An 18,095-nucleotide genomic window follows, 5' to 3' on the forward strand; every position below is an offset into this window, starting at 1 on the left:
CGACCGACGGCGCCAGCGCCGGTGCAAGGACGTGGCGGAACGACGCCCGCGTACTGGGGTGACTCTGGTCAGGCGCCCGCCTCCGGCGGCGCCTCGGGCGGCAGATAGAAACTGACGACGTTCCCTCGGTCGCCGTCGCGCTCGAAGGCGATTTCGCCCCCGAGCGCCTCGATGGACCACTTCATCACGAAGAGGCCGACCCCGGTACCGTGGGCCGTGCTCGTGTTCTCGCCGGGCGCGTCCAGCGCGTCGATTTCGACGTCGGGAATCGGCGGGCAGTGGTCGCTGACCCGAATCTCGACGCGGCCCGTGTTGGGCGACTCCCCGACGGTGACGGTGACCGCGGGCTCTGGGTCCGTCGCGTGGACGACCCCGTTCTCCACGGCGTGAGAGAGCGCCTGCGCGAAGGTCCCGTCGACGCTGAACCACATCGATGTCGCCTCCTCGACGGTGATAGTCGCAGCGGGGTAGCGCTCGCGGATGTCGGCGACGACCCGCCGCGCAGCGGCCGCGGCCCGCTGGTGTTCCCGGTGACCGGCGTCGGGGGTCGTCGCGCGCTCTATCTGCCGGACCGAGTCGGTCATCCGGTCGATACTGCTCGCCGTCTCGCGTATCTTTCCGACGTGCTCGGCGACACCCTCGCGGTCGTCGGCCGACGCTATCTGTTCGGCCCGGCCCGAGATGACGATGAGGTCGTTGCGGAGGTTGTGTCGCATGATACGCGAGAGCAGCCCGACGCGCTGACTGGCGGTCGTGTAGGCTTCGATGTCGCGGACCTCCGCCAGCACCCGGCGCTCGCCACCGAGCGTCAGCGCGGAGAGGTGGACCTGGACCCAGACCAGCGTCCCGTCGTCTCGCTTGATGCGCCACCGGAACGCCTGAGTCTCCCCGTCACCCGCGGCACGGAAGCGCTCGCGTAATCGAGTGCTGGAGTAGTCGTACGTGTTGGCACTGTACTCGTCGACGGACAACCGTCGCAGCCTCGCCGTTCGGTAGCCAAACAGCTCCTCCAGACGCTCGTTGGCGTCGAGGACCATCGCGGTCGCCGGGTCGTACAGCGCGACACCGATGTGTAGCTGCCCAAACTGGCTCGGGAGAGACTCGCTGGACTGTTCTGCCACGGAAGAGAGAGGCGCGGTTACGACTATCGCAGTTCCTATGTGATATATATAGCGCTCCCCAGTCGTCGTGCTAAAAAAACGGGTGTCGGCTCGGGCTCTCAGCGCAGCGGCTCGACGAGGTCTTCCAGGGCCGCTCGCGGGTCGTCGGCCTTCGCGACGCCGCTCGCCAGCAGGACGCCGGTCGAGCCCAGGTCGCTGGCCGCGACGAGGTCGTCGCCGGTCGAGATGCCCGCGCCACAGAGCACGTCCACGTCGCCGTCGACGCGGGCGGCGGCGTCGACGGCGGCGGTGACGATGTCGGGGTCGGCGCTGCTGACCGGCGTGCCGGTGCCGATGAGTTCCGGGGGCTCGACGGCGACGGCGTCGGGGCCAAGCGCCGCGGCGGCGCCGATCTGTGCGGGGTTGTTCGCACAGACGATGGTCTCCAGGTCCGCGCGCTCGGCGGCGTCCAGCGAGGCGTCGATGTCGGCCAGCTTGAGCCGGTTCTCGGAGTGGTTCAGCAGCGTCCCCTCGGCCCCGGCGTCGGCGACGGCCTCGGCGAGCGTGGAGCCGGTGTGGCTGCCGTGCTCGTTCGGGCTGACGTGCTGGGCCCAGGTCTCGACGCCGGTCTCGGAGACGGCGTCGATGTGGGCGGCCTGGGGGGCCACGGCGACGCGGACGCCGGAGTCGTCGGCGACGTCGGCCGCCGCGGTGGCTACCTCTACTGGGTCACACGGATACGCCTTGAGGTTGACAAGGACGAACATGGGTACAGACGCGAACGCCGGGGGGAAATAGATTGCGTGTTCCCAGTCCGCTCTCTCGCGGGGACACGGAGAACGCCGCGTACTAGAGGAGATCGGTCGCGTGTTCCCAGCCCGGCCGACGCGAAGCAGTGAGGATTAAGACAGTGGGGCCAGTACGCTCTGAGAGACAAGCCGTGAGCACAGGCGACGCGACACCGACCGTACTCATCGTTGAGGACGAACAGCACCTCGCGGACCTCTACACGGACTATCTCGCCGATAGCTACGACGTCCGGACGGCATACAGTGGTGAGGAAGGAATCGAGCGCCTCTCGGAGGACCTAGACGTCGTCCTCCTGGACCGCCGGATGCCCGTCGTCTCGGGCAACGAGGTGCTGGCCGAAATCGAGGAACGCTCGCTCCCCTGCCGGGTGGCGATGGTGACGGCGGTCAACCCGGACTTCGACATCATCGAGATGGGCGTCGACGACTACCTGGTCAAGCCCGTCACGCGGGAGGAACTCTCCGAAGTCGTCGAACGCCTCCAGAAGATAGCCGCCTACAACGAACAGCTCCAGGCGCTGACGACACGGAAGCTCAAACGCAACGTCCTCCAGGTAGAGAAGACCCAGACCGAACTGGAGTCGAGCCAGCGGTACGACGAACTCCAGTCGGAAATCGCGGAGATATCGGACCGCGTCGACGAACTGGCGGCCGACTTGGACGTCGAAGAGGAAGACCTGCGCCTCTAGTCCTTGCGCTGGACCACGTCACCCAGCGTGTAGCTCCCCTCGCTGGAGCCACTCGACCACTCGGTGTCGTCCGTGCTCCCACCGGCGCTCAGGTCGATACCGAGCGCGCTCTCCAGTTTCTTGCGCACGTCGTCGCTGGGCAGGGAGTTGCCCTGTTCGAGCTTCCGGATGAGACTGGCCTTCTCGTTTAACTGCTGGGCCAACTCCTTCTGGCTCAGCCCCTCGGACTCCCGGACCGACCGGATGCGGTCGTCGAAGTCCTGTGCGATCTCGTCCATCTCGTCGAACATGTCCCGGCGGCGGCCGCCGCCGCTCGACGAACTGGACGAGCTCGACGACGAGGACGAACTCGACCCGGACGACGAGGTGGAGTACTTCGTCGACGTGGACGAGGAGGCGTCCTCTGTCTTGAGTTCGGTGCCGAAGTCGGTACACTCGTCACAGACGTCGAGTTCGGCCCCTTCGATTTTGACGCGGTTCGGAGAGGAAACCTCCTTACCACACATCTCGCACTGAACCATACCGCGGAGTTGGAGAGGGTCCCGTATAAATGGTGCGCTGAGCCAGAACGAGTGACAGCGGTGATGGCTGTGTGTCAGTGAGTGAGGGATGGCCGCCTGAAAGTGACGACGTTATCGGCGGGAAGCCGAGCGATACCCCGCGACGCACGGGGATTGGCGGTCGTTCGACGAGTTCCGTCACTTCGTCAGCCTGGACCGCGAGAGGGTTCACATTCGAGCGACAGGGGACTTACGCGTTCAGGATGTCGTCGGCCGCTTTTTCCGCAATCATAGTCGTCGGGGCGTCCGTGTTTCCGCTGGTGATCGTCGGCATGATGGAGGCGTCGACGACGCGGAGCCCATCGAGTCCGTGGACAGCGAGACGTTCGTCGACCACCGCCATCTCGTCGTCACCCATCTTGCAGCTACCTACGGGGTGGTAGAGCGACGTAGCCCGCTCACGAATATGCGCACTCAGTTGCTCGTCCGACTGCGCGTCGGGCCCCGGCAACACCTCTCTGTCGCGGTAGTCGTCGAACGGCTCGGCCTGCAGAATCTCACGGACCAGTTTGACCCCTTCGAGCAGTATCTCGAGGTCCGCACCCTCGCTCAGGTACTGCGGGTCGATGACCGGTTCGTCGAACGGGTCCGCCGACCGGAGGGAAATCCGACCACGGCTGTCCGGGCGAAGCCGGAGCGCGCTCAGCCAGAAGCCGTGCCCGTCGGGGTTGTCGAACCCGTGGTCGACGGAGTAGGATGGGCCGAAGTGGAGCTGTATATCGGGTCGGTCGGACTCCGCAGAGACCGACGCGAAGCCGCCGCCCTCTGCGAGGTTCGAGGTAAGTGGTCCCCGTTTCAACACCAGATACTTGAGGAGGTTCCACAGCGAATCCGCCTCGTCGAGCGTGACGGACCTCTTGCACGCGCAGTTGACCTTGACGTTGAGATGGTCCTGGAGGTTCCGGCCGACACCGGGGAGGTCGTGGACGACCGAAACGCCGTGGTCTTGGAGGTGCGCTGCTGGCCCGACGCCCGACAGCATCAGCAGTTGCGGTGAGTTGATAGCGCCCGCGGAGAGAACAACCTCCTCGCTCGCGTCGACCGTCTCGGGTGGGCCGCTCCCGTCGCGAACGTACTCCACGCCGACTGCCTCCCGGCCGTCGAACCGGACACGCGTCACCTGCGCCCCGGTCACGGCGGTCAGATTCGGGCGGTCGAGCACCGGTTTCAGGTAGGCGTCGGCGGCGCTGTGGCGCTCCCCGTCCTTCTGGGTCACCTGGTAGAGCCCGACGCCCGACTGGTCGCCGGCGTTGAAATCCTCGTTGTGTGCCAATCCGACCGACTCCCCGGCCTCGACGAAGGCCTCGCTGAGTTCGTTGGGCGACTGCTGGTCGGCCACGTTCCGCGGTCCGCCGGTCCCGTGATATTCCGAGGGGCCGCGTTCGTTGTGCTCGGCCCGCTTGAAGTAGTCCAACACGTCCTCGTAGGCCCAGCCGTCGTTGCCGAGTTCCGCCCAGTGGTCGTAGTCCGCCGGCTGGCCGCGAGCGTATATCATCGCGTTGATGGAACTCGACCCCCCATAGGTCTTCCCGCGGGGCCAGTAGAGTTCCCGGTCGTTCAGTTCCGTCTGGGGCTCGGTGTCGTACTCCCAGTCGACGTCGGACTCGAACAGCTCCATGAACGCCGCCGGGATGCCGATTTCCCGCTTCTCGTCCGGTTTGCCCGCCTCCACCAGCAGCACCTCGCTGTTGCCGTCCGCCGAGAGCCGGTTCGCGAGCACACAGCCCGCCGACCCCGCACCGACGATAACGTAGTCGTAAGTTCCGCCGCCCGTGTTCGACATGTTATCTCATGCTCGGGAGTAGCGGGTTAAATCCCGGCGTATCTTCGGTAAGAACGGTGAACGGGTGGGTGAGCGGTCAGCCGGCGGGTGACCTGTCCGTTGGGTGTGGAATCTGACAATTTAAGTGGGACGGCGACGGGTATGGGACCGAATGCCGCCCCAGTCGCCCAACGAGTTCGTCCTCACGTCGTCAGTGCGGACGGAAATCGTCCTCCAGGTGTCCGAGCGCACGACGCCGACCGACGCCCTGCTGTCCGAAATCGATGCGAGCGATTCCGCGGTCTACGACGCGCTCTCGACGCTCAGGGACCGCGGGCTGCTCACCGAGGTCGAAGACGGCTGGGAACTCACTGCTCACGGGCACCTCGTCGCCGACAGCGTCTCGGAGTGGCTCGCCTCCGAGGAGTTTCGCGCGAGGGACCCGGCCTTCTGGAAGAATCATCAGATAGACGTTATCCCGACGGCGTTCCGCCGCCGACTGCCGGAGGTCGGCGAGTACGATATCGTCAGAGACGTCCCCCAGGAGCCAAACAGATGCGAGGACGTCGCCATCAGCATACTCGAATCGGCCGACCACTGTGACCTCACGACGCCGTACTACTCGCGGCGCCACCAGGCGGCCATCCCGAGACACCCGGAGACGCGCTTGCTGGTGACCCGGGAGGCGATAGACGTCAGCCTCCAGCGGTACAGGGACGGTCACCGCGATGAACTGAACAACCTGGACCCGGCGACGCTGCGACTGACCGACTGCCAGTTCGCGTCGGTCGTCACCGACGACAAACTGAAGTTCGAACTGCCCCCGCTGAACGAGGGCGGGACGGAACGACACGACGGAACCGGAGCACCCTACCAGTCCGAACACGGTTCGGTCGCTGGGAGCACGGCACTGTTCGTCTCCGAGACCGAGTCAGCGGTCCAGTGGGGTCGCGACCTCTTCGAGGCGCTCTGGGCGGACTCGGACCCTTTCGGGCCGTATGTCCAACGCCAGTTCCCCGGATTGTTGGAGTGACGGACGACGTCGTTCCCGTAGCGAGTACCCGGACAGAGGGGCCGGAGGCCGAAAGAATGCTGTGTGTCGCTCTACTGGTCGGGTTCTGCACACCGATTCGTACTGCGTGACGGTGAGTCACCGAAGCCGACGCTTGGGCGTAGACCTCGCCCGATTGTACCACCTCAATCCAGCGCCTTCATGGCGTGGTAGAACCGCTGGAACGCAGTGACGTGGCCGACGACGGCGAAGACGACCAGCAGCCAGCCGACGGGGTTCAGCCCGAGGCCGGTCGGTCGGACGAAGGCCGCGATACCGGTGACCAGCCCCACGAGTGCGAGCCGGTCGGCCCGGCCCAGTAGCCCGCCGTAGACGCGGTCGAGGCCGACGGCCTGGGCCTGGGTACCCAGGTAGGAGGTCATCAGGACGCCGGTGACGGCGGCGATGCCCAGCGCCCACTGGCCGATGCCGGCGGCCAGCCCGACGATGATGACGATGTCGGCGTACCTGTCCAGCACGTGGTCGAGCAGGTCGCCGGCCGAGGAGGCGACGTTCATCTCGCGGGCGAGCGCCCCGTCGACGAGGTCGAGCCAGCCGTTCAGGAACACGAGGACGGCGCCGACGAGATACAGCAGGGGGTGACCGGCGGCGAGGGCGTAGACGCCGCCGGCGGCGACGGCGAGAGCGAACGCGATGACACTGACGCCGTTGGGCGAGAGGCCCGCGGTACGGGCCGCACTGACGAACGGGTCGAGCGCGCGGTCGGCGACCCAGCGGTATCTATCCAGCGTCATAGCCAGTCGACGTAGGAGACGGTGCCGGCGCTCGGTTCGCGCTCGCCCGCGACGACGGCCGCTATCTCGGCGGCCACCGCGTCGGGGTCGCGGTCGGTCGTGTCTATCTCGTAGACGCTGTCCTCGCCGTGGTGGTGGACGGCCTCGGAGAGGACGACGTCGAGGGCCTCGGACTCCGCGTTCTCGTAGGCTTTGGCGTCGTTGTCGCCCCGCCCTCGGAGGCGCTCGACGACCGTGTCGGGGTGGGCCCGGAGGACGACCACGCGGTCGGCGTCGAAGTTGTGCGCGAGGTGTGACTCGACGATGGAGTCGTCGCGCCCCTCGAGCCACGCTTCGAGGGCGTCCATGTCGGCCACGAGGCTGCCTCGCTCCTCGTCGGTGCCGGTCGAGAACCCCTCGGACGTGATGACGTCGTTGAGGTGAACCACGTCGAGGTCGGTCTCCAGCCGCTCGGTCGCCGTGGTCTTGCCCGTTCCCGGGGTACCGGTGACGGCGACTCTCACTGCCCGACCTCCGCGATGGCGTCGTTGAGAACCGAGACGGCCTGCTTCGTGTCTGCCTCGGTGCCGCAGGTGATGCGGATGCACTCGGGGAGTCCGAAGGATGAGCAGTCACGGACGATGACGCCCTCGGCCTGGGCGGCGTCGGCCACCGCCGCGGCGTCGCCGACCTCGGCCAGCACGAAGTTACCGGCGCTCTCCCAGGTCGGTGCCGCGAGGTTCTCGTAGATGTACGCTCGTGCCCACGCCGCCGTCTCGACGCTGCGCTCGACGTGGTCGTCGTCGGAAAGCGCGGCCAGCCCGGCCCGGCAGGCGAGTTCGCTCGCCGAGAACGGGGTGTTGATGCGGGCGTACGCGTCGGCCCACTCCTCGGGGACGAGCGCGTAGCCAAGCCGGACCCCGGCCAGCCCGTAGGCCTTCGAGAACGTCCGCAGGAGCGCCACGTCGTCCCGCTCGTCGAGCAGCGGCCGAGCGCTCGGGCTGTCGGTGAACTCGCCGTAGGCCTCGTCGACGAGCGTCAGCGTCTCGTCGTCGGTCCGCTCGGCGATTTCCCGCACCGCGTCGGTGGTGAACTCCTTGCCGGTGGGGTTGTGCGGGCTTGTGAGGTAGACGATGCGCTCGCCGTCGTAATCTCTCAGTACTGTGTCGGCCGTCTGTGCGAAGCCGTCGGCCTTCGACAGCGTGTACTCGGCGACCTCGCCGTGGTGGTAGCGGGCGCTCATCGGGTAGTAGGCAAAGCCGGGCGTCGGGACGAGGACTTCGTCGCCCGGGTCGAGCAACGCACGGGCGAGACAGTCCAGCGCGCCGTCGCCGCCGTTTCCGAGCCACACCTGTGCGGGGTCGGCGTCCCACAGTTCGGCGAGCCGTTCGACGAGGTCGGCGTGGGAGGCCTTCGGGTAGGAGTGCATCCGCTCGGCCGACTCGCGGATGGCCTCGACGGCCTGCGGGCTGGGACCGAACATGTTCTCGTTCGACGACAGCTTCACCATCGCGTCGGGGTCCAGACCGAGCTCTCGGGCGACTTCCTCGATACCGCGGCCCGCCCGGTAGGCGGTGTGCGCGGAGAGGTCCCGTGGGTTCATGTACGGGCCAAGCGGGCCGGGCGGCTTAAGCGTGCCCAACTCCGGCCCGCTGGGGCGGCCGGAGCCGATACCGCCTGGTCGTGGTCGCTCGCCGAGAGAACCGGGATGGACAGATAACTGGACGCAAAATACGACCCTGGTTACCGAAAATAATAATAGGTCTGATAGTAACAACCCTGATAAGGAATGCCACTCCTGGTCGACGTGCGGAAACTCACCGTCATCAACCAGCTTATCAAAGACGGGTCGGAGAGCGTCGCGTGCTCGCTGTCGACGCTGGCCGGCGTCGATGCCTCGGTCGAAATCAAGAGCCTCTCCTTTGTCGACCCGTCGGATATGCCGGCCGAAATCGGGACGAGAACGACCTACAGCGCGCGCATCCGGCTGTCGGAGCCCCCTACGGCGTCTTCCTGATGACGTTTCCCCCGTCGACGGCCCGCGAGATAGCCGAGTTGATGACCGGTCAGTCCTGCGAGGACGGTATCACCGACTTCCACCGGAGCGCCCTCCAGGAGATGTGTAACATCCTCACGTCGGGATTCATCGACGGCATCGCGAACACGCTGGAGACGACCATCGACATGGGGACGCCCACGCTCGACCACTCCTCCGGGGCGGCGCTGTCGGAGAAAGCGCTCTCGCACGTCCGCAAGGACGCGACGGCCATCGTCTTAGACTCCGTCGTCGACGTCGCCGACTCCGACACCGACTTTGGCATCCGCATCTTCCTGGTCCCCGACCCCGGCGCGTTCGTCAACCTGATAGACATGCTCGATATGGACCTCGGGGAGTCAGCCGGCGACCAGCCCGCCGAGAGCTGACGGTCGGACCACCGAAAACCGTAACTCACCGCCCCGCCACGACCAGACAATGCCGCTTCTCATCGACGTCCGGAAACTCTCTCTCATCACCGACCTCGTCCAGGACGGCACCGAACAGGTCGCCGACTCGCTCGGGTCGCTGGCCGGGGTCGACGCCGGCGTCGACGTCAAGAGCCTCTCTTTCGTCCAGCCGGGCGACATCCCGACCGAGATGGGAACCGGCGAGATACACAGCGCCCGGATTCGACTCACAGAGCCGCCCTACGGCGTCTTCCTGATGACGTTCTCTACCGAGACGGCCGCCGAAATCGCCCGGCTGATGACCGGGACCGCCGTCGACGGCGAGTTCACCCAGCTACAGGAGTCGGCCCTCCAGGAGATGTGTAACATCCTCACCTCGGGGTTCATCGACGGCATCGCGAACACGCTGGAGACGACCATCAACATGGAGACGCCGACGGTCGAGGCCGACGACGCAAGCGCCATCGCCGACGCGGCCCTCTCGCACGTCCGCCGGGACTCACTGACCATCGTGCTTGACTCGCTGGTCGACATATCCGAGTCCGACGTGGCCTTCTCGCTTCGCATCTTCCTGATTCCTGACCCCGGCTCGTTCGTCCACCTCATCGACCAGCTCGACCGGGACGTAGAGACCGGGGAGCCGACCAGTGTCGGCGCCACCGATGTCGAGGAACTGGACATGGACGCCGACGTGCAGGTGTTCGATGGCGACGTGCCGACTGACGGTGGCGATGACGCCGACACTCGCGAGGAGTAGTCGACGGATTACATGACGTTCAAGGGGGAGGGGGCTAACCGCTCTGTATGAGTCTCATCGACACCGCGATGTACGTCCTCCATCTCGTCTTCGCGGGACTGTGGTCCGGCACCGTCCTCTTTACCAGCTACGCCGTCATCCCGGCGGCCCTCGACGGCGACCTCCGGGCGGGCTCGCTGGCGGCGATGACCGGGAAACTGAAGACGGTCTCGCGAGCGAGTTCGCTCCTGTTGTTCCTCTCGGGTGGCCACCTCGCCGGGACCCTCTATACGGTTCCGAGTCTCTTCGGCTCGACCCGCGGGCATCTCGTGCTGACGATGGTCGCGCTGTGGTTCGTGCTGTCCGCCCTCGTCGAAATCGGCGCGTCGAAGCTGTCTGACGGCACCGACCAGCAGAAGGTCCGCCAGCCCGCCGCCGAGGCTCGCCCGTTCCTGCTCGGCGCGTCGGTGGTCGCGCTGCTCCTGCTGGTGGACGCCGGCCTCCTTCTCGGGCTGTAGTAGTTGCGGTCGCCTGTCACCGGACGGGCCAGTTCCGCTCGCTGCGGAAAATCCATATAAAATTGTTCTGGCTGTTATCGGTAGAAAAGAACCGACAGCTAGCGTTTAGGGAGCGAAAATCCAAGCTCTTCGTGATGGGACGGTCCAGTTCTGGAACGGCCGAGGAGACAGGCGGAGGGGGCGAGGGGCCGTCTCGAACTGCGGCGACTATCGTCCTCTGTGTCGGTGTCGATACGTCCACGGCCGAGGAACTGGACGCGGCGCTGGACGGCGTCGAAGTCGTCTCTACCTCCGCTGTCGACACCGCTATGGCCACCCTCGAATCCGAGGCGGTCGGCTGTGTGGCTGGGACGGGAGACCTCGGGCAGGCTGACGGTGTCGAGCTAGTAGAGACGGTCCGGGACCAGTACCCGCACCTCCCGTTCGTCCTCGTCGCCGCGGACGGCTCCGGACAGGTCGCCGGCGACGTGATCAACGCCGGCGTGGACGGGTACGTGTCGCTGGACGAGGACGGTATCGACGGGCTCGCGGCGCGGGTCGACGAAGCGATGACGCGGCGTCGGACCCGCACACAGCAGGGCCGACTCGACGGCATCGAGCAGGTAGTCGAGCACGCGGCGGACGCCATCCTCGTGACCGGCCCGGACGGCACTATCGAGTACGTGAACTCGACCTTCGAGGAGGTGACCGGCTACGACCGGGCGGACGCGGTCGGTCGGACGCCTCGAATCCTCAAGTCCGGCGAACAGTGCGAGGCCTACTACGAGCGGATGTGGGAGACCATCAAGGCCGGCGGCGTGTGGGAAGAGGAGATCGTCAACCAGACGAAATCCGGTGACAGGTACGTCGCCCACCAGACCATCGCACCGGTGACCGACGCGGACGGCGCCGTCGAGAAGTTCGTCGCAATCCAGCGTGACGTGACCGAACACCGACGGTTCGAATCGCAGGTAGCGGCCTCTGAGGCGACGCTTTCACAGCTGTACGACACGACCTTCGACGCCGACACCCCTCTCGAGACGAAGCTCCGACGCGCTCTAGAGATCGGCGCGGAGCATCTGGACCATCCGGTCGGCTACGTCACCCGCATCGAGGGCGGGACCCAGGAGATACTCGCCGCGGTCGGGTCGAACGACCGTATCGAGGCCGGGGCGACGGACCCCCTGGAACGGACCTACTGCCGGAAGACGGTCGACCACGACGGGCCGCTCGTGGTCGGTGACGCGAAAGCGGACGGGTGGGACGGCGACCCCGCGTTCGAACACTTCGGGTTACGGTGTTACATCGGTGCGGAGATACGAATCGACGGGGCTGTCTACGGGACGCTGTGTTTCGGGGGCGAGGAGCCCCGGGACCGGACGTTGCTCGAAATCCAGCAGTCGACGGTGAAGACCCTCGCCAAGTGGGTCGGCTACGAGATAGAACGGCACCGATACGAGCGGACGCTGGAGCGGACGAACGAGCGACTGGAGAAGTTCGCCAGCGTCATCTCTCACGACCTCCGGAACCCGCTGCACGTCGCACGGGCCAGACTGGAACTGGCCCGCGAAACCGGAAGCGACGAACACTTCGCCCCCATCGCGCGGGCGCACGACCGGATGGAGGCAATCATCGAGGACACGCTCACGCTGGCCCGAGAGGGCGAGCTGGTCACCGACGTGTCGCCGGTCTCGCTCGAGGCGATTGCGACGGACTGCTGGGAGAACGTGGCGACCGGCGGCGCGACACTGGCAGCCGACGGCGACGTCGAGTTGCAAGCGGACCCCAGCAAGCTCCGTCACATCTTCGAGAACCTGTTTCGGAACGCAATCGAGCACGGGGCCGGTGAGCCGGACACGGTGACGGTGACCGTCGGCCCGACGGCGGATGGGTTCTACGTGGCCGACGACGGCCCCGGAATCCCGCCCGAGAAGCGCGAGCGGGTGTTCGAGCAGGGGTACTCCGACGGAGACGGGACGGGGTTCGGGCTCGCTATCGTCGAGACTATCGCACAGGCACACGGGTGGTCGGTCGCTGTGACCGAGAGCCGGGCGGGCGGGGCGCGGTTCGAGTTCGACGGCGACGGTCAGGGGCCTCCCGGACATCCGACGCGCCGGTGACGGCCGGGTTGGGTGTGCTCAGCGAACCGGAATCGTCACCGACACCGTCGTCCCGCTCCGGTCGGCCCGGATGTCGATGTCACCGCCGACGTGGCTGATGAGCCAGTAGGCGAACCACAGTCCCAGCCCCGACCCGTGTTCGAGTGGTTTCTCCGTCCCCTCCTGAATGACGCGCCGCTCCCGGTCGGGAATGCCCGGCCCGTTGTCGACGATGGTGACCGTCGCCGTCGTCTCGTCCGCTGACAGATGTATCGCGACGCGGGGCGTGGTCGCGTCGGAGTGAGTGACAGCGTTATCGACGAACTCACGGACTGCGGGAATCGCCTTCGCGTCGACGGCCAGCGACTCCGACGGGGTGGCCTCGACTGTTATCGCAGCGTCCGGGTTCGACGCGGTAACGTCGTCGACGACGTCCGAGACGGCTGCCAGCAGCTCCGACTCCGTCCCCGATTCCGCCAGTGAGTTCGCCAGCAGGTGCTGTATGCGGCTTGCCTTCTCGCTGATATCGAGGAGCGAAGCCATGCTGTCACGAATCACGTCGAGGTGTTCGGCGGCGACGTCGTCGAGCGTGTCGCCGAGCGCGTCTTCGAGCACTTCGACGCGCCCGACGATCGTCGTCCCGTTGTTGCGGAGGTTGTGACGGAGGATCCGGTGGAACACCGCGAGCTGTTGCTCCCGCAACCGTCGGTCGGTTATCTCCTCCTGTATCCCGACGTATCCCCGTATCTCGCCGTCGTCGGCTTCGATGGGCGAGATGGTCTGGGTGGCGATGAACCGCTCGCCGGATTTCCGCTCGTTGACTATCTCGTCGCTCCAGACGTCGCCGGCCTTGATGGTCTCCCAGAGTCTGTCGTAGAACGTCTCGTCTTGCTCGCCCGAGTTGAGGATACGGGGGGTCCGACCGACCGCCTCGTCGGCCGTGTACCCGGTCATCTCCTCGAAGGCCGGGTTGGCGTACTCGATGTGCCCCTCGGAGTCGGTGATGAAGATGGCGAGGCCGGCGTGTTCGACCGCGTTCTCGAACCGGCGCAACGCCGCGCTCCGCGCTCGGAGGTCCCCGGCGAGTTCTTCCGTCTGGGACCGTCTGACGAGGAGGTTCGACAGCGACCGGAAGAAGGCCTGGCGGTCGACCGGCGACCGGACGACTTCGTTCACGATGAGCGGACGGTCGGAGTCGTCGATGTCGGGCAGCGTGACACTGACAGGGCTCCGGTCCCGGCGGATGAGCACTACCGGACAGAACACCGGGTCGAGGTCGCGCTTTCGCCGTGCCAGTTCCTCGCGGTACCGCGAGAACGACGAGTCGTCGACGACGTACAGGTCGGCGTCCCGGACCGCCACGTCGGTGACCGTCCGGTGGCGTTCGCCCACCAGCGAGGAGAGCGCGTCCCGATTGGCTTCGTCGGACAGGAGGAGTTGCACCGTCGCCATAGCGTGGTCACTCGGTCCCGGACCGTTCGGGTATCCCCTCGAACACTCCGTGCATTCCGGACACGGGCTCGCCGACGTCCAGGCCCTCGGCCGTAATCTCGAACCGGCGTGGGACTGTCTCGAAGCCGCCGATGCGCTTTTTGAGCACGCCGACGACCCGCTGGAGCTGCCCTTCGACCTCGATGTAGTTCTCGAAGACGATATTGTCGGCCAGGTAGCTGACACTCTCGCTCGTGGGCTCCGGGAATCCGGTCACCTCGCGCCGCTGGTCGACCAGGATGACGGACGCGTTCGTCCGTACGAGACGCTGGATGAGCGCGCGGAGTCGCCGTCCCAACGCGACGTCTTCCTCTCCGCCCTTGATAGCGTTCTTGTACCCCGCGATGCCGTCGATGACGACGAGTTCACCGTCGTAGTCCCGGACCTGCTCTCTGACCTGGTGGGCGAACTCCTCGGGGGACAGCGACAGCGCGTCTATCTCCTCGACGAACAGCGACCCCGCCTCGCGCAGGTCGGAGACCGGGAGCCCGAACGTCTCGGACCGATGGACGAACGTCTCGATGGACTCGTCGAAGAGATACGCGAGCGCCGCCTCCCCCTCGGCCGCCGCGTTCGCCAGGAACTGCGTCACTGTCGTCGACTTGCCGACCCCCGAGGGGCCGCTGAGAATCGTGACCGTTCCCCGCTCGATGCCGCCGCCCAGCAGGGCGTCGAGTTCCGACACCCCGGAAGTGAACTGTGTCGGCTCGAACCGGCGCTCGGTGTCCTCGCCGCCGCCGGTCGGGTAGACTTCGACGCCGCCGTCGCGTATCTCCATCCCGTGGGACCCGTCCTGTTGCCCGACGCCCCGATGTTTCGGGATACGGATACGGCGGCCGGCTTTCTCCCCGTCGTGGCTGAGGACGACGACCCCGTCGCTGAGCGATTTGAGCTGGGTATCCGTCCGCTCGCTGGGCGTCTTCGTCGCCAGTACAGTCGTCCCCCGGTCCTTCAGGAACCGAGCGAACGAGATGAGTCGCTTGCGGAACTGGTACTCTGTCGGTTCGAGATACTGGAAGTGGGTTATCGGGTCTATCAGGATGCGGTCCGGGTCGACGGCCTCAATCTCCCGTCTGATATCCGAAATCAGGTAGCCGTCCTCGATGTCCTCCGGTCTGACGACGTCGTAGGGGCCGGACTGGGTGAAAAAGTCGGATTCCGGCCCGACGTCCAGAAACTCGGCGTCGTCGATGTCGATACCGAGGTTCGCCGCGTTGGCGCGGAGGTCGGGAGCCGACTCCTCGCTGTGTATGAACAGTACCGTCTCTTCGGCGTCGAGACCCGCTCTGAGAAACTGCGTTCCGAGCAGCGTCTTGCCCGACCCCGGTGGACCGAGGACGAGGTACAGCCGGCCGTCGACGAACCCGCCGTTGAGGAGCGAATCGAGACCGGGAATCCCGCTCGAACGCTGCCCAAACCGGCGGACAGGCGGATTCATGAACCCTAGTTACCCACTCGTGAAGATAAAGACACCAATCGGTTCTCGGAAGATGAAAACGTCGGTCGCCGAGGTTCGGCCGAGCGACTCCGGGACGCGGGCTACAGCCGTTCTTCGAGGTGGTCGGCGCATTTCAGTGCCAGCGCGGCGATGGTGAGCGTCGGGTTCATCGACCCCGCAGTGACGAACACCGACGAGGAGGCTATCGAGAGGTTTCGCAGGTCGTGACTCCGGAGCTGGGGGTTCACGACGCTCTCCTCGGGGTCGGCGCCCATCCGGGTCGTTCCCATGTGGTGATACGCCGGGCCGGACCCGCTCTCGACGTTGGCCGTCCAGGCGATGTCGACGCCGAGTTCGTCGAGGACGGCGTGCTGGATGGCGTTGGCCCGCGAGATGGACCGGCGGACCCGGTCGCCCCACGACCACATGATGTCCGGCACGGGGTTGCCGTGGTCGTCGGTGATATCCGTGTTGAGCCTGACGCGGTTCTCCCAGCGGGGCGGCTGGCCGACCAGCCCGCCCATGGCGATGCTGTTGCCGTAGGCACCCCGAAGCTCGTCGAGCATCGCGTCGCCCCAGTCCTCGCCGGTGAGCGCAATCTCGACCGGTGACGGCCCGGCGTAGTTCAGGAACTCCAGCTTGATAGGCGAGTAGTCGTCGTCGCTCTCGGCGACGAACGTCTCCCCGGTGTCGACGTGTTCGACGGCGCCGCCGGGGTCGTCGTAGAACTGGTGGCTCTCGCTCGTGATGAAGCCGATGTGGTTCTGGCGCGTCTCCCGGTCGAGCGTCCCGCCGGAACCGGCAAAGAGGTGGTCCATGAAGTACCGGCCCACGGCGCCCGAGGAGTTCGCCAGCCCGTGGGGGTGGTCGTCGTTTGCCGACAGCAGGAGGAGGCGCGGAATCTCGACGCCGCCCGCGGCGAGGACGAACTCGCGGGCCGCCTGGCGGTACTCCTCGCCCTCGGGGGTGACGTAGACGGCGGCGCTGACCCGCCCGAAGCCGTCGGTTTCGAGGCGCTGGACGGGCACCCGGTCGATAACCGTCGCGCCGGCGGCCTCGGCGTCCTCGATGTGGACGGTCGCGTCGTACTTCGCGCCCGAGGGACAGACCGGCTGACACGTGCCGTACCCCACGCACTGGCCCCGCCCGTCGTAGGACTCGGAGTTTCTGGCGTTGGGCACGGAGTGCATCGCGATGCCGAGTTTCTCGCAGGCCTCGGCGAAGATGGAGTCGCTGTAGGAGGGTTCGAAGCCAGGCATCGGATAGGTCGGCTCGTCACGCGGGGGCGCGAAGGGGTTGTCCGCGTCGCCGGCGACGCCAAGCGCCCGCTCGGCCTCGTCGTAGTACGGGCGCAGGTCGTCGTAGCTGATGGGCCAGGCCGGGTCGTCGTTGTCGTGACCGGCGTCGAAGTCCGCGGGGTGCATCCGCATCACCATCCCCTGCCAGTGGAGCGTCGACCCGCCGACGCCTTTCACGCGGGCGACGTTGAGCGGATAGGTGCGGGCGCCGTTGTCGGAGTAGTCGTCGCGCTCCCCGCCCATCTCCCAGACGTCGCCGCGCTCGCCGGGGCGAATCGCCTGCTCCATCTGGTCCCGTCGCCGTGTGAAGTCAAAGCGCCTGCCAGCCTCCAGTACCGTCACGTCGTAGCCGTCGCTTGCCAGTCGGTTCGCGACGATGGCGCCAGCGGGGCCGGCACCGACGATACAGACATCCGCCCGGTCGGTTGGCGCTCGCTGCATTCGGAATCGGATTAGGCAATCCTAAACTTAGGCGTTGTCATCGGAAGCCGGCTCCAGACGGCGGCCGCCGTCGACATCACGGAATCTTGACCGAGTGTTCGAGCGTCCCGATACCCTCTATTTCGACCTCGATTCGGTCGCCATCTTCCATCGGGCCGACGCCGGCCGGCGTCCCGGTGGCGATGACGTCACCGGGTTCGAGGGTCATGTACTCGGTGACTTCGGCGATGATCTCCTCGACGGAGAAGACGAGGTTGTCACGCGAGGAGGACTGCCTGGTCTCGCCGTTGACCCGACACTCGATGGTCGCGTCCTCGGGGACGTGTTCCGGCGTCGCGACCATCGGTCCGATGGGGCAGGCGTTGTCGAAGGCCTTCCCGCGGACCCAGTTCTGCTCGCGCTCCTGGTCGTCGCGGTTCGAGATGTCGTTGACGCAGGTGTACCCCGCCACGACGTCCATCGCGCCGGACTCGGAGACGTTCTTGCACTGCTCGCCGATGACGACGCCCAGTTCCGCCTCGTAGTCGATGCGCTCCTTGCCAGCGGGCATGGTCAGCGTGTTCCCGTGGGAGGCGACGGCGTTTGGACCCTTCAGGAAGAGCATCGGCCGCTCCGGAACGTCCGAGCCCATCTCCTCGGCGTGGTCGGCGTAGTTCCGCCCCAGACAGACTATCTTCGTCGGCTCGCACGGCGGGAGGATGTCCACCTCCGCGGGGTCGTAGCTCTCGTCCCCGAACGCGATGCGGCCGTAGGGTCCGGCGGCGGCGGTGACCACGGGCTCACCGTCTTCGATGGCCCACCGGCCGCCCCGGACGTTCCCGGCGGAGTCGCGGAATCGGACGCGTTTCATGTTTCCCGCGACTCGGCGCCGACGGATAAGCGTTTAGGAGCGACGAGCGACCAGCCCGCACGCGTTTCGACACCAGTCTAACCCTCCCTCGTCGG

At 66.5% G+C, this 18,095-nt stretch carries 18 protein-coding genes; 7 read left to right on the forward strand and 11 right to left on the reverse strand.

The window, feature by feature from the left end:
• Positions 1-68: 68 nt before the first annotated feature.
• Positions 69-1,121 carry a PAS domain-containing sensor histidine kinase gene (locus NDI86_RS14150; protein ID WP_310901086.1) on the reverse strand — a complete coding sequence of 351 codons (1,053 nt, stop codon included), beginning with the start codon at positions 1,119-1,121 and terminating at the stop codon, positions 69-71.
• Between the two features lie 98 nt (positions 1,122-1,219).
• The gene (tpiA, locus tag NDI86_RS14155; RefSeq protein WP_310901087.1) at positions 1,220-1,867 is read right to left on the reverse strand and encodes a triose-phosphate isomerase; all 648 of its coding nucleotides are present in this window, start codon (positions 1,865-1,867) and stop codon (positions 1,220-1,222) included.
• A 173-nt stretch (positions 1,868-2,040) separates the two neighbouring features.
• On the opposite strand from tpiA, the gene NDI86_RS14160 reads away from it, so the two are divergent.
• The gene (locus tag NDI86_RS14160) at positions 2,041-2,598 is read left to right on the forward strand and encodes a response regulator (protein ID WP_310901088.1); all 558 of its coding nucleotides are present in this window, start codon (positions 2,041-2,043) and stop codon (positions 2,596-2,598) included.
• Here NDI86_RS14160 and NDI86_RS14165 read toward each other — a convergent pair.
• Positions 2,595-3,119 carry a multiprotein bridging factor aMBF1 gene (locus tag NDI86_RS14165; protein ID WP_310901089.1) on the reverse strand — a complete coding sequence of 175 codons (525 nt, stop codon included), beginning with the start codon at positions 3,117-3,119 and terminating at the stop codon, positions 2,595-2,597. The genes NDI86_RS14160 and NDI86_RS14165 overlap by 4 nt on opposite strands.
• A gap of 229 nt (positions 3,120-3,348) precedes the next feature.
• Complete coding sequence (locus NDI86_RS14170; protein ID WP_310901090.1) at positions 3,349-4,941, reverse strand: GMC family oxidoreductase; 1,593 nt, start codon at positions 4,939-4,941, stop codon at positions 3,349-3,351.
• A 151-nt stretch (positions 4,942-5,092) separates the two neighbouring features.
• Here NDI86_RS14170 and NDI86_RS14175 point away from each other — a divergent pair, with 151 nt between their 5' ends.
• On the forward strand, positions 5,093-5,953 hold the full coding sequence (locus NDI86_RS14175; protein WP_310901091.1) for a helix-turn-helix transcriptional regulator: 861 nt from the start codon (positions 5,093-5,095) through the stop codon (positions 5,951-5,953).
• Positions 5,954-6,117: 164 nt separating this feature from the next.
• On the opposite strand, the gene NDI86_RS14180 is transcribed toward NDI86_RS14175, so the two are convergent.
• From NDI86_RS14180 to hisC, 3 genes are read right to left on the reverse strand one after another with little or no spacing between them, the layout of a single operon-like run.
• Positions 6,118-6,726: a CDP-alcohol phosphatidyltransferase family protein gene (locus NDI86_RS14180; RefSeq protein ID WP_310901092.1), complete on the reverse strand. Its 609-nt coding sequence runs from the start codon at positions 6,724-6,726 to the stop codon at positions 6,118-6,120.
• Positions 6,723-7,229 (reverse strand): adenylate kinase family protein, encoded by a 507-nt coding sequence (locus tag NDI86_RS14185; RefSeq protein ID WP_310901093.1) that lies wholly within the window; start codon positions 7,227-7,229, stop codon positions 6,723-6,725. Before NDI86_RS14185 ends, NDI86_RS14180 begins: the two co-directional genes overlap by 4 nt.
• Positions 7,226-8,308, reverse strand: a complete 1,083-nt coding sequence (gene hisC, locus NDI86_RS14190) for a histidinol-phosphate transaminase (RefSeq protein WP_310901094.1) — start codon at positions 8,306-8,308, stop codon at positions 7,226-7,228. Before hisC ends, NDI86_RS14185 begins: the two co-directional genes overlap by 4 nt.
• Positions 8,309-8,494: 186 nt before the next feature.
• On the opposite strand from hisC, the gene NDI86_RS14195 reads away from it, so the two are divergent.
• The 5 genes from NDI86_RS14195 to NDI86_RS14215 all read left to right on the forward strand — a co-directional run bounded on the left by NDI86_RS14195 (position 8,495) and on the right by NDI86_RS14215 (position 12,503).
• Complete coding sequence (locus tag NDI86_RS14195; protein WP_310901095.1) at positions 8,495-8,722, forward strand: hypothetical protein; 228 nt, start codon at positions 8,495-8,497, stop codon at positions 8,720-8,722.
• On the forward strand, positions 8,722-9,129 hold the full coding sequence (locus NDI86_RS14200) for a chemotaxis protein CheC (protein ID WP_310901096.1): 408 nt from the start codon (positions 8,722-8,724) through the stop codon (positions 9,127-9,129). Before NDI86_RS14195 ends, NDI86_RS14200 begins: the two co-directional genes overlap by 1 nt.
• A gap of 49 nt (positions 9,130-9,178) precedes the next feature.
• The gene (locus NDI86_RS14205) at positions 9,179-9,907 is read left to right on the forward strand and encodes a chemotaxis protein CheC (protein WP_310901097.1); all 729 of its coding nucleotides are present in this window, start codon (positions 9,179-9,181) and stop codon (positions 9,905-9,907) included.
• Positions 9,908-9,954: 47 nt separating this feature from the next.
• Complete coding sequence (locus tag NDI86_RS14210; RefSeq protein ID WP_310901098.1) at positions 9,955-10,404, forward strand: transporter; 450 nt, start codon at positions 9,955-9,957, stop codon at positions 10,402-10,404.
• Between the two features lie 134 nt (positions 10,405-10,538).
• Positions 10,539-12,503, forward strand: a complete 1,965-nt coding sequence (locus tag NDI86_RS14215) for an ATP-binding protein (RefSeq protein WP_310901099.1) — start codon at positions 10,539-10,541, stop codon at positions 12,501-12,503.
• A gap of 18 nt (positions 12,504-12,521) precedes the next feature.
• Here the strand turns inward: NDI86_RS14215 and NDI86_RS14220 are convergent, their stop codons facing one another.
• From NDI86_RS14220 to NDI86_RS14235, 4 genes are all read right to left on the reverse strand, one after another.
• Positions 12,522-13,934, reverse strand: a complete 1,413-nt coding sequence (locus NDI86_RS14220; RefSeq protein WP_310901100.1) for a PAS domain-containing sensor histidine kinase — start codon at positions 13,932-13,934, stop codon at positions 12,522-12,524.
• Between the two features lie 7 nt (positions 13,935-13,941).
• Positions 13,942-15,411 carry an ATPase domain-containing protein gene (locus tag NDI86_RS14225; protein WP_310901101.1) on the reverse strand — a complete coding sequence of 490 codons (1,470 nt, stop codon included), beginning with the start codon at positions 15,409-15,411 and terminating at the stop codon, positions 13,942-13,944.
• 101 nt (positions 15,412-15,512) lie between these two features.
• On the reverse strand, positions 15,513-17,150 hold the full coding sequence (locus NDI86_RS14230) for a GMC family oxidoreductase (protein WP_310901102.1): 1,638 nt from the start codon (positions 17,148-17,150) through the stop codon (positions 15,513-15,515).
• Between the two features lie 76 nt (positions 17,151-17,226).
• A complete protein-coding gene (locus NDI86_RS14235) occupies positions 17,227-18,000 on the reverse strand; it encodes a fumarylacetoacetate hydrolase family protein (protein ID WP_310901103.1) in 774 nt (257 codons plus the stop codon).
• Positions 18,001-18,095 lie beyond the last annotated feature (95 nt).

This window comes from Haloarcula onubensis (assembly GCF_031624605.1).
GTDB lineage: Archaea > Halobacteriota > Halobacteria > Halobacteriales > Haloarculaceae > Haloarcula > Haloarcula onubensis.

Excerpts from the sequence above, each read along its gene's own strand:
- tpiA (WP_310901087.1), bottom strand. The coding sequence starts at position 1,867 with ATGTTCGTCCTTGTCAACCTCAAGGCGTATCCGTGTGACCCAGTAGAG.
- NDI86_RS14165 (WP_310901089.1), bottom strand. The coding sequence starts at position 3,119 with ATGGTTCAGTGCGAGATGTGTGGTAAGGAGGTTTCCTCTCCGAACCGC.
- NDI86_RS14170 (WP_310901090.1), bottom strand. The coding sequence starts at position 4,941 with ATGTCGAACACGGGCGGCGGAACTTACGACTACGTTATCGTCGGTGCG.
- NDI86_RS14175 (WP_310901091.1), top strand. The coding sequence starts at position 5,093 with ATGCCGCCCCAGTCGCCCAACGAGTTCGTCCTCACGTCGTCAGTGCGG.
- NDI86_RS14180 (WP_310901092.1), bottom strand. The coding sequence starts at position 6,726 with ATGACGCTGGATAGATACCGCTGGGTCGCCGACCGCGCGCTCGACCCG.
- hisC (WP_310901094.1), bottom strand. The coding sequence starts at position 8,308 with ATGAACCCACGGGACCTCTCCGCGCACACCGCCTACCGGGCGGGCCGC.
- NDI86_RS14195 (WP_310901095.1), top strand. The coding sequence starts at position 8,495 with ATGCCACTCCTGGTCGACGTGCGGAAACTCACCGTCATCAACCAGCTT.
- NDI86_RS14200 (WP_310901096.1), top strand. The coding sequence starts at position 8,722 with ATGACGTTTCCCCCGTCGACGGCCCGCGAGATAGCCGAGTTGATGACC.
- NDI86_RS14205 (WP_310901097.1), top strand. The coding sequence starts at position 9,179 with ATGCCGCTTCTCATCGACGTCCGGAAACTCTCTCTCATCACCGACCTC.
- NDI86_RS14210 (WP_310901098.1), top strand. The coding sequence starts at position 9,955 with ATGAGTCTCATCGACACCGCGATGTACGTCCTCCATCTCGTCTTCGCG.
- NDI86_RS14215 (WP_310901099.1), top strand. The coding sequence starts at position 10,539 with ATGGGACGGTCCAGTTCTGGAACGGCCGAGGAGACAGGCGGAGGGGGC.
- NDI86_RS14220 (WP_310901100.1), bottom strand. The coding sequence starts at position 13,934 with ATGGCGACGGTGCAACTCCTCCTGTCCGACGAAGCCAATCGGGACGCG.
- NDI86_RS14225 (WP_310901101.1), bottom strand. The coding sequence starts at position 15,411 with ATGAATCCGCCTGTCCGCCGGTTTGGGCAGCGTTCGAGCGGGATTCCC.
- NDI86_RS14230 (WP_310901102.1), bottom strand. The coding sequence starts at position 17,150 with ATGCAGCGAGCGCCAACCGACCGGGCGGATGTCTGTATCGTCGGTGCC.
- NDI86_RS14235 (WP_310901103.1), bottom strand. The coding sequence starts at position 18,000 with ATGAAACGCGTCCGATTCCGCGACTCCGCCGGGAACGTCCGGGGCGGC.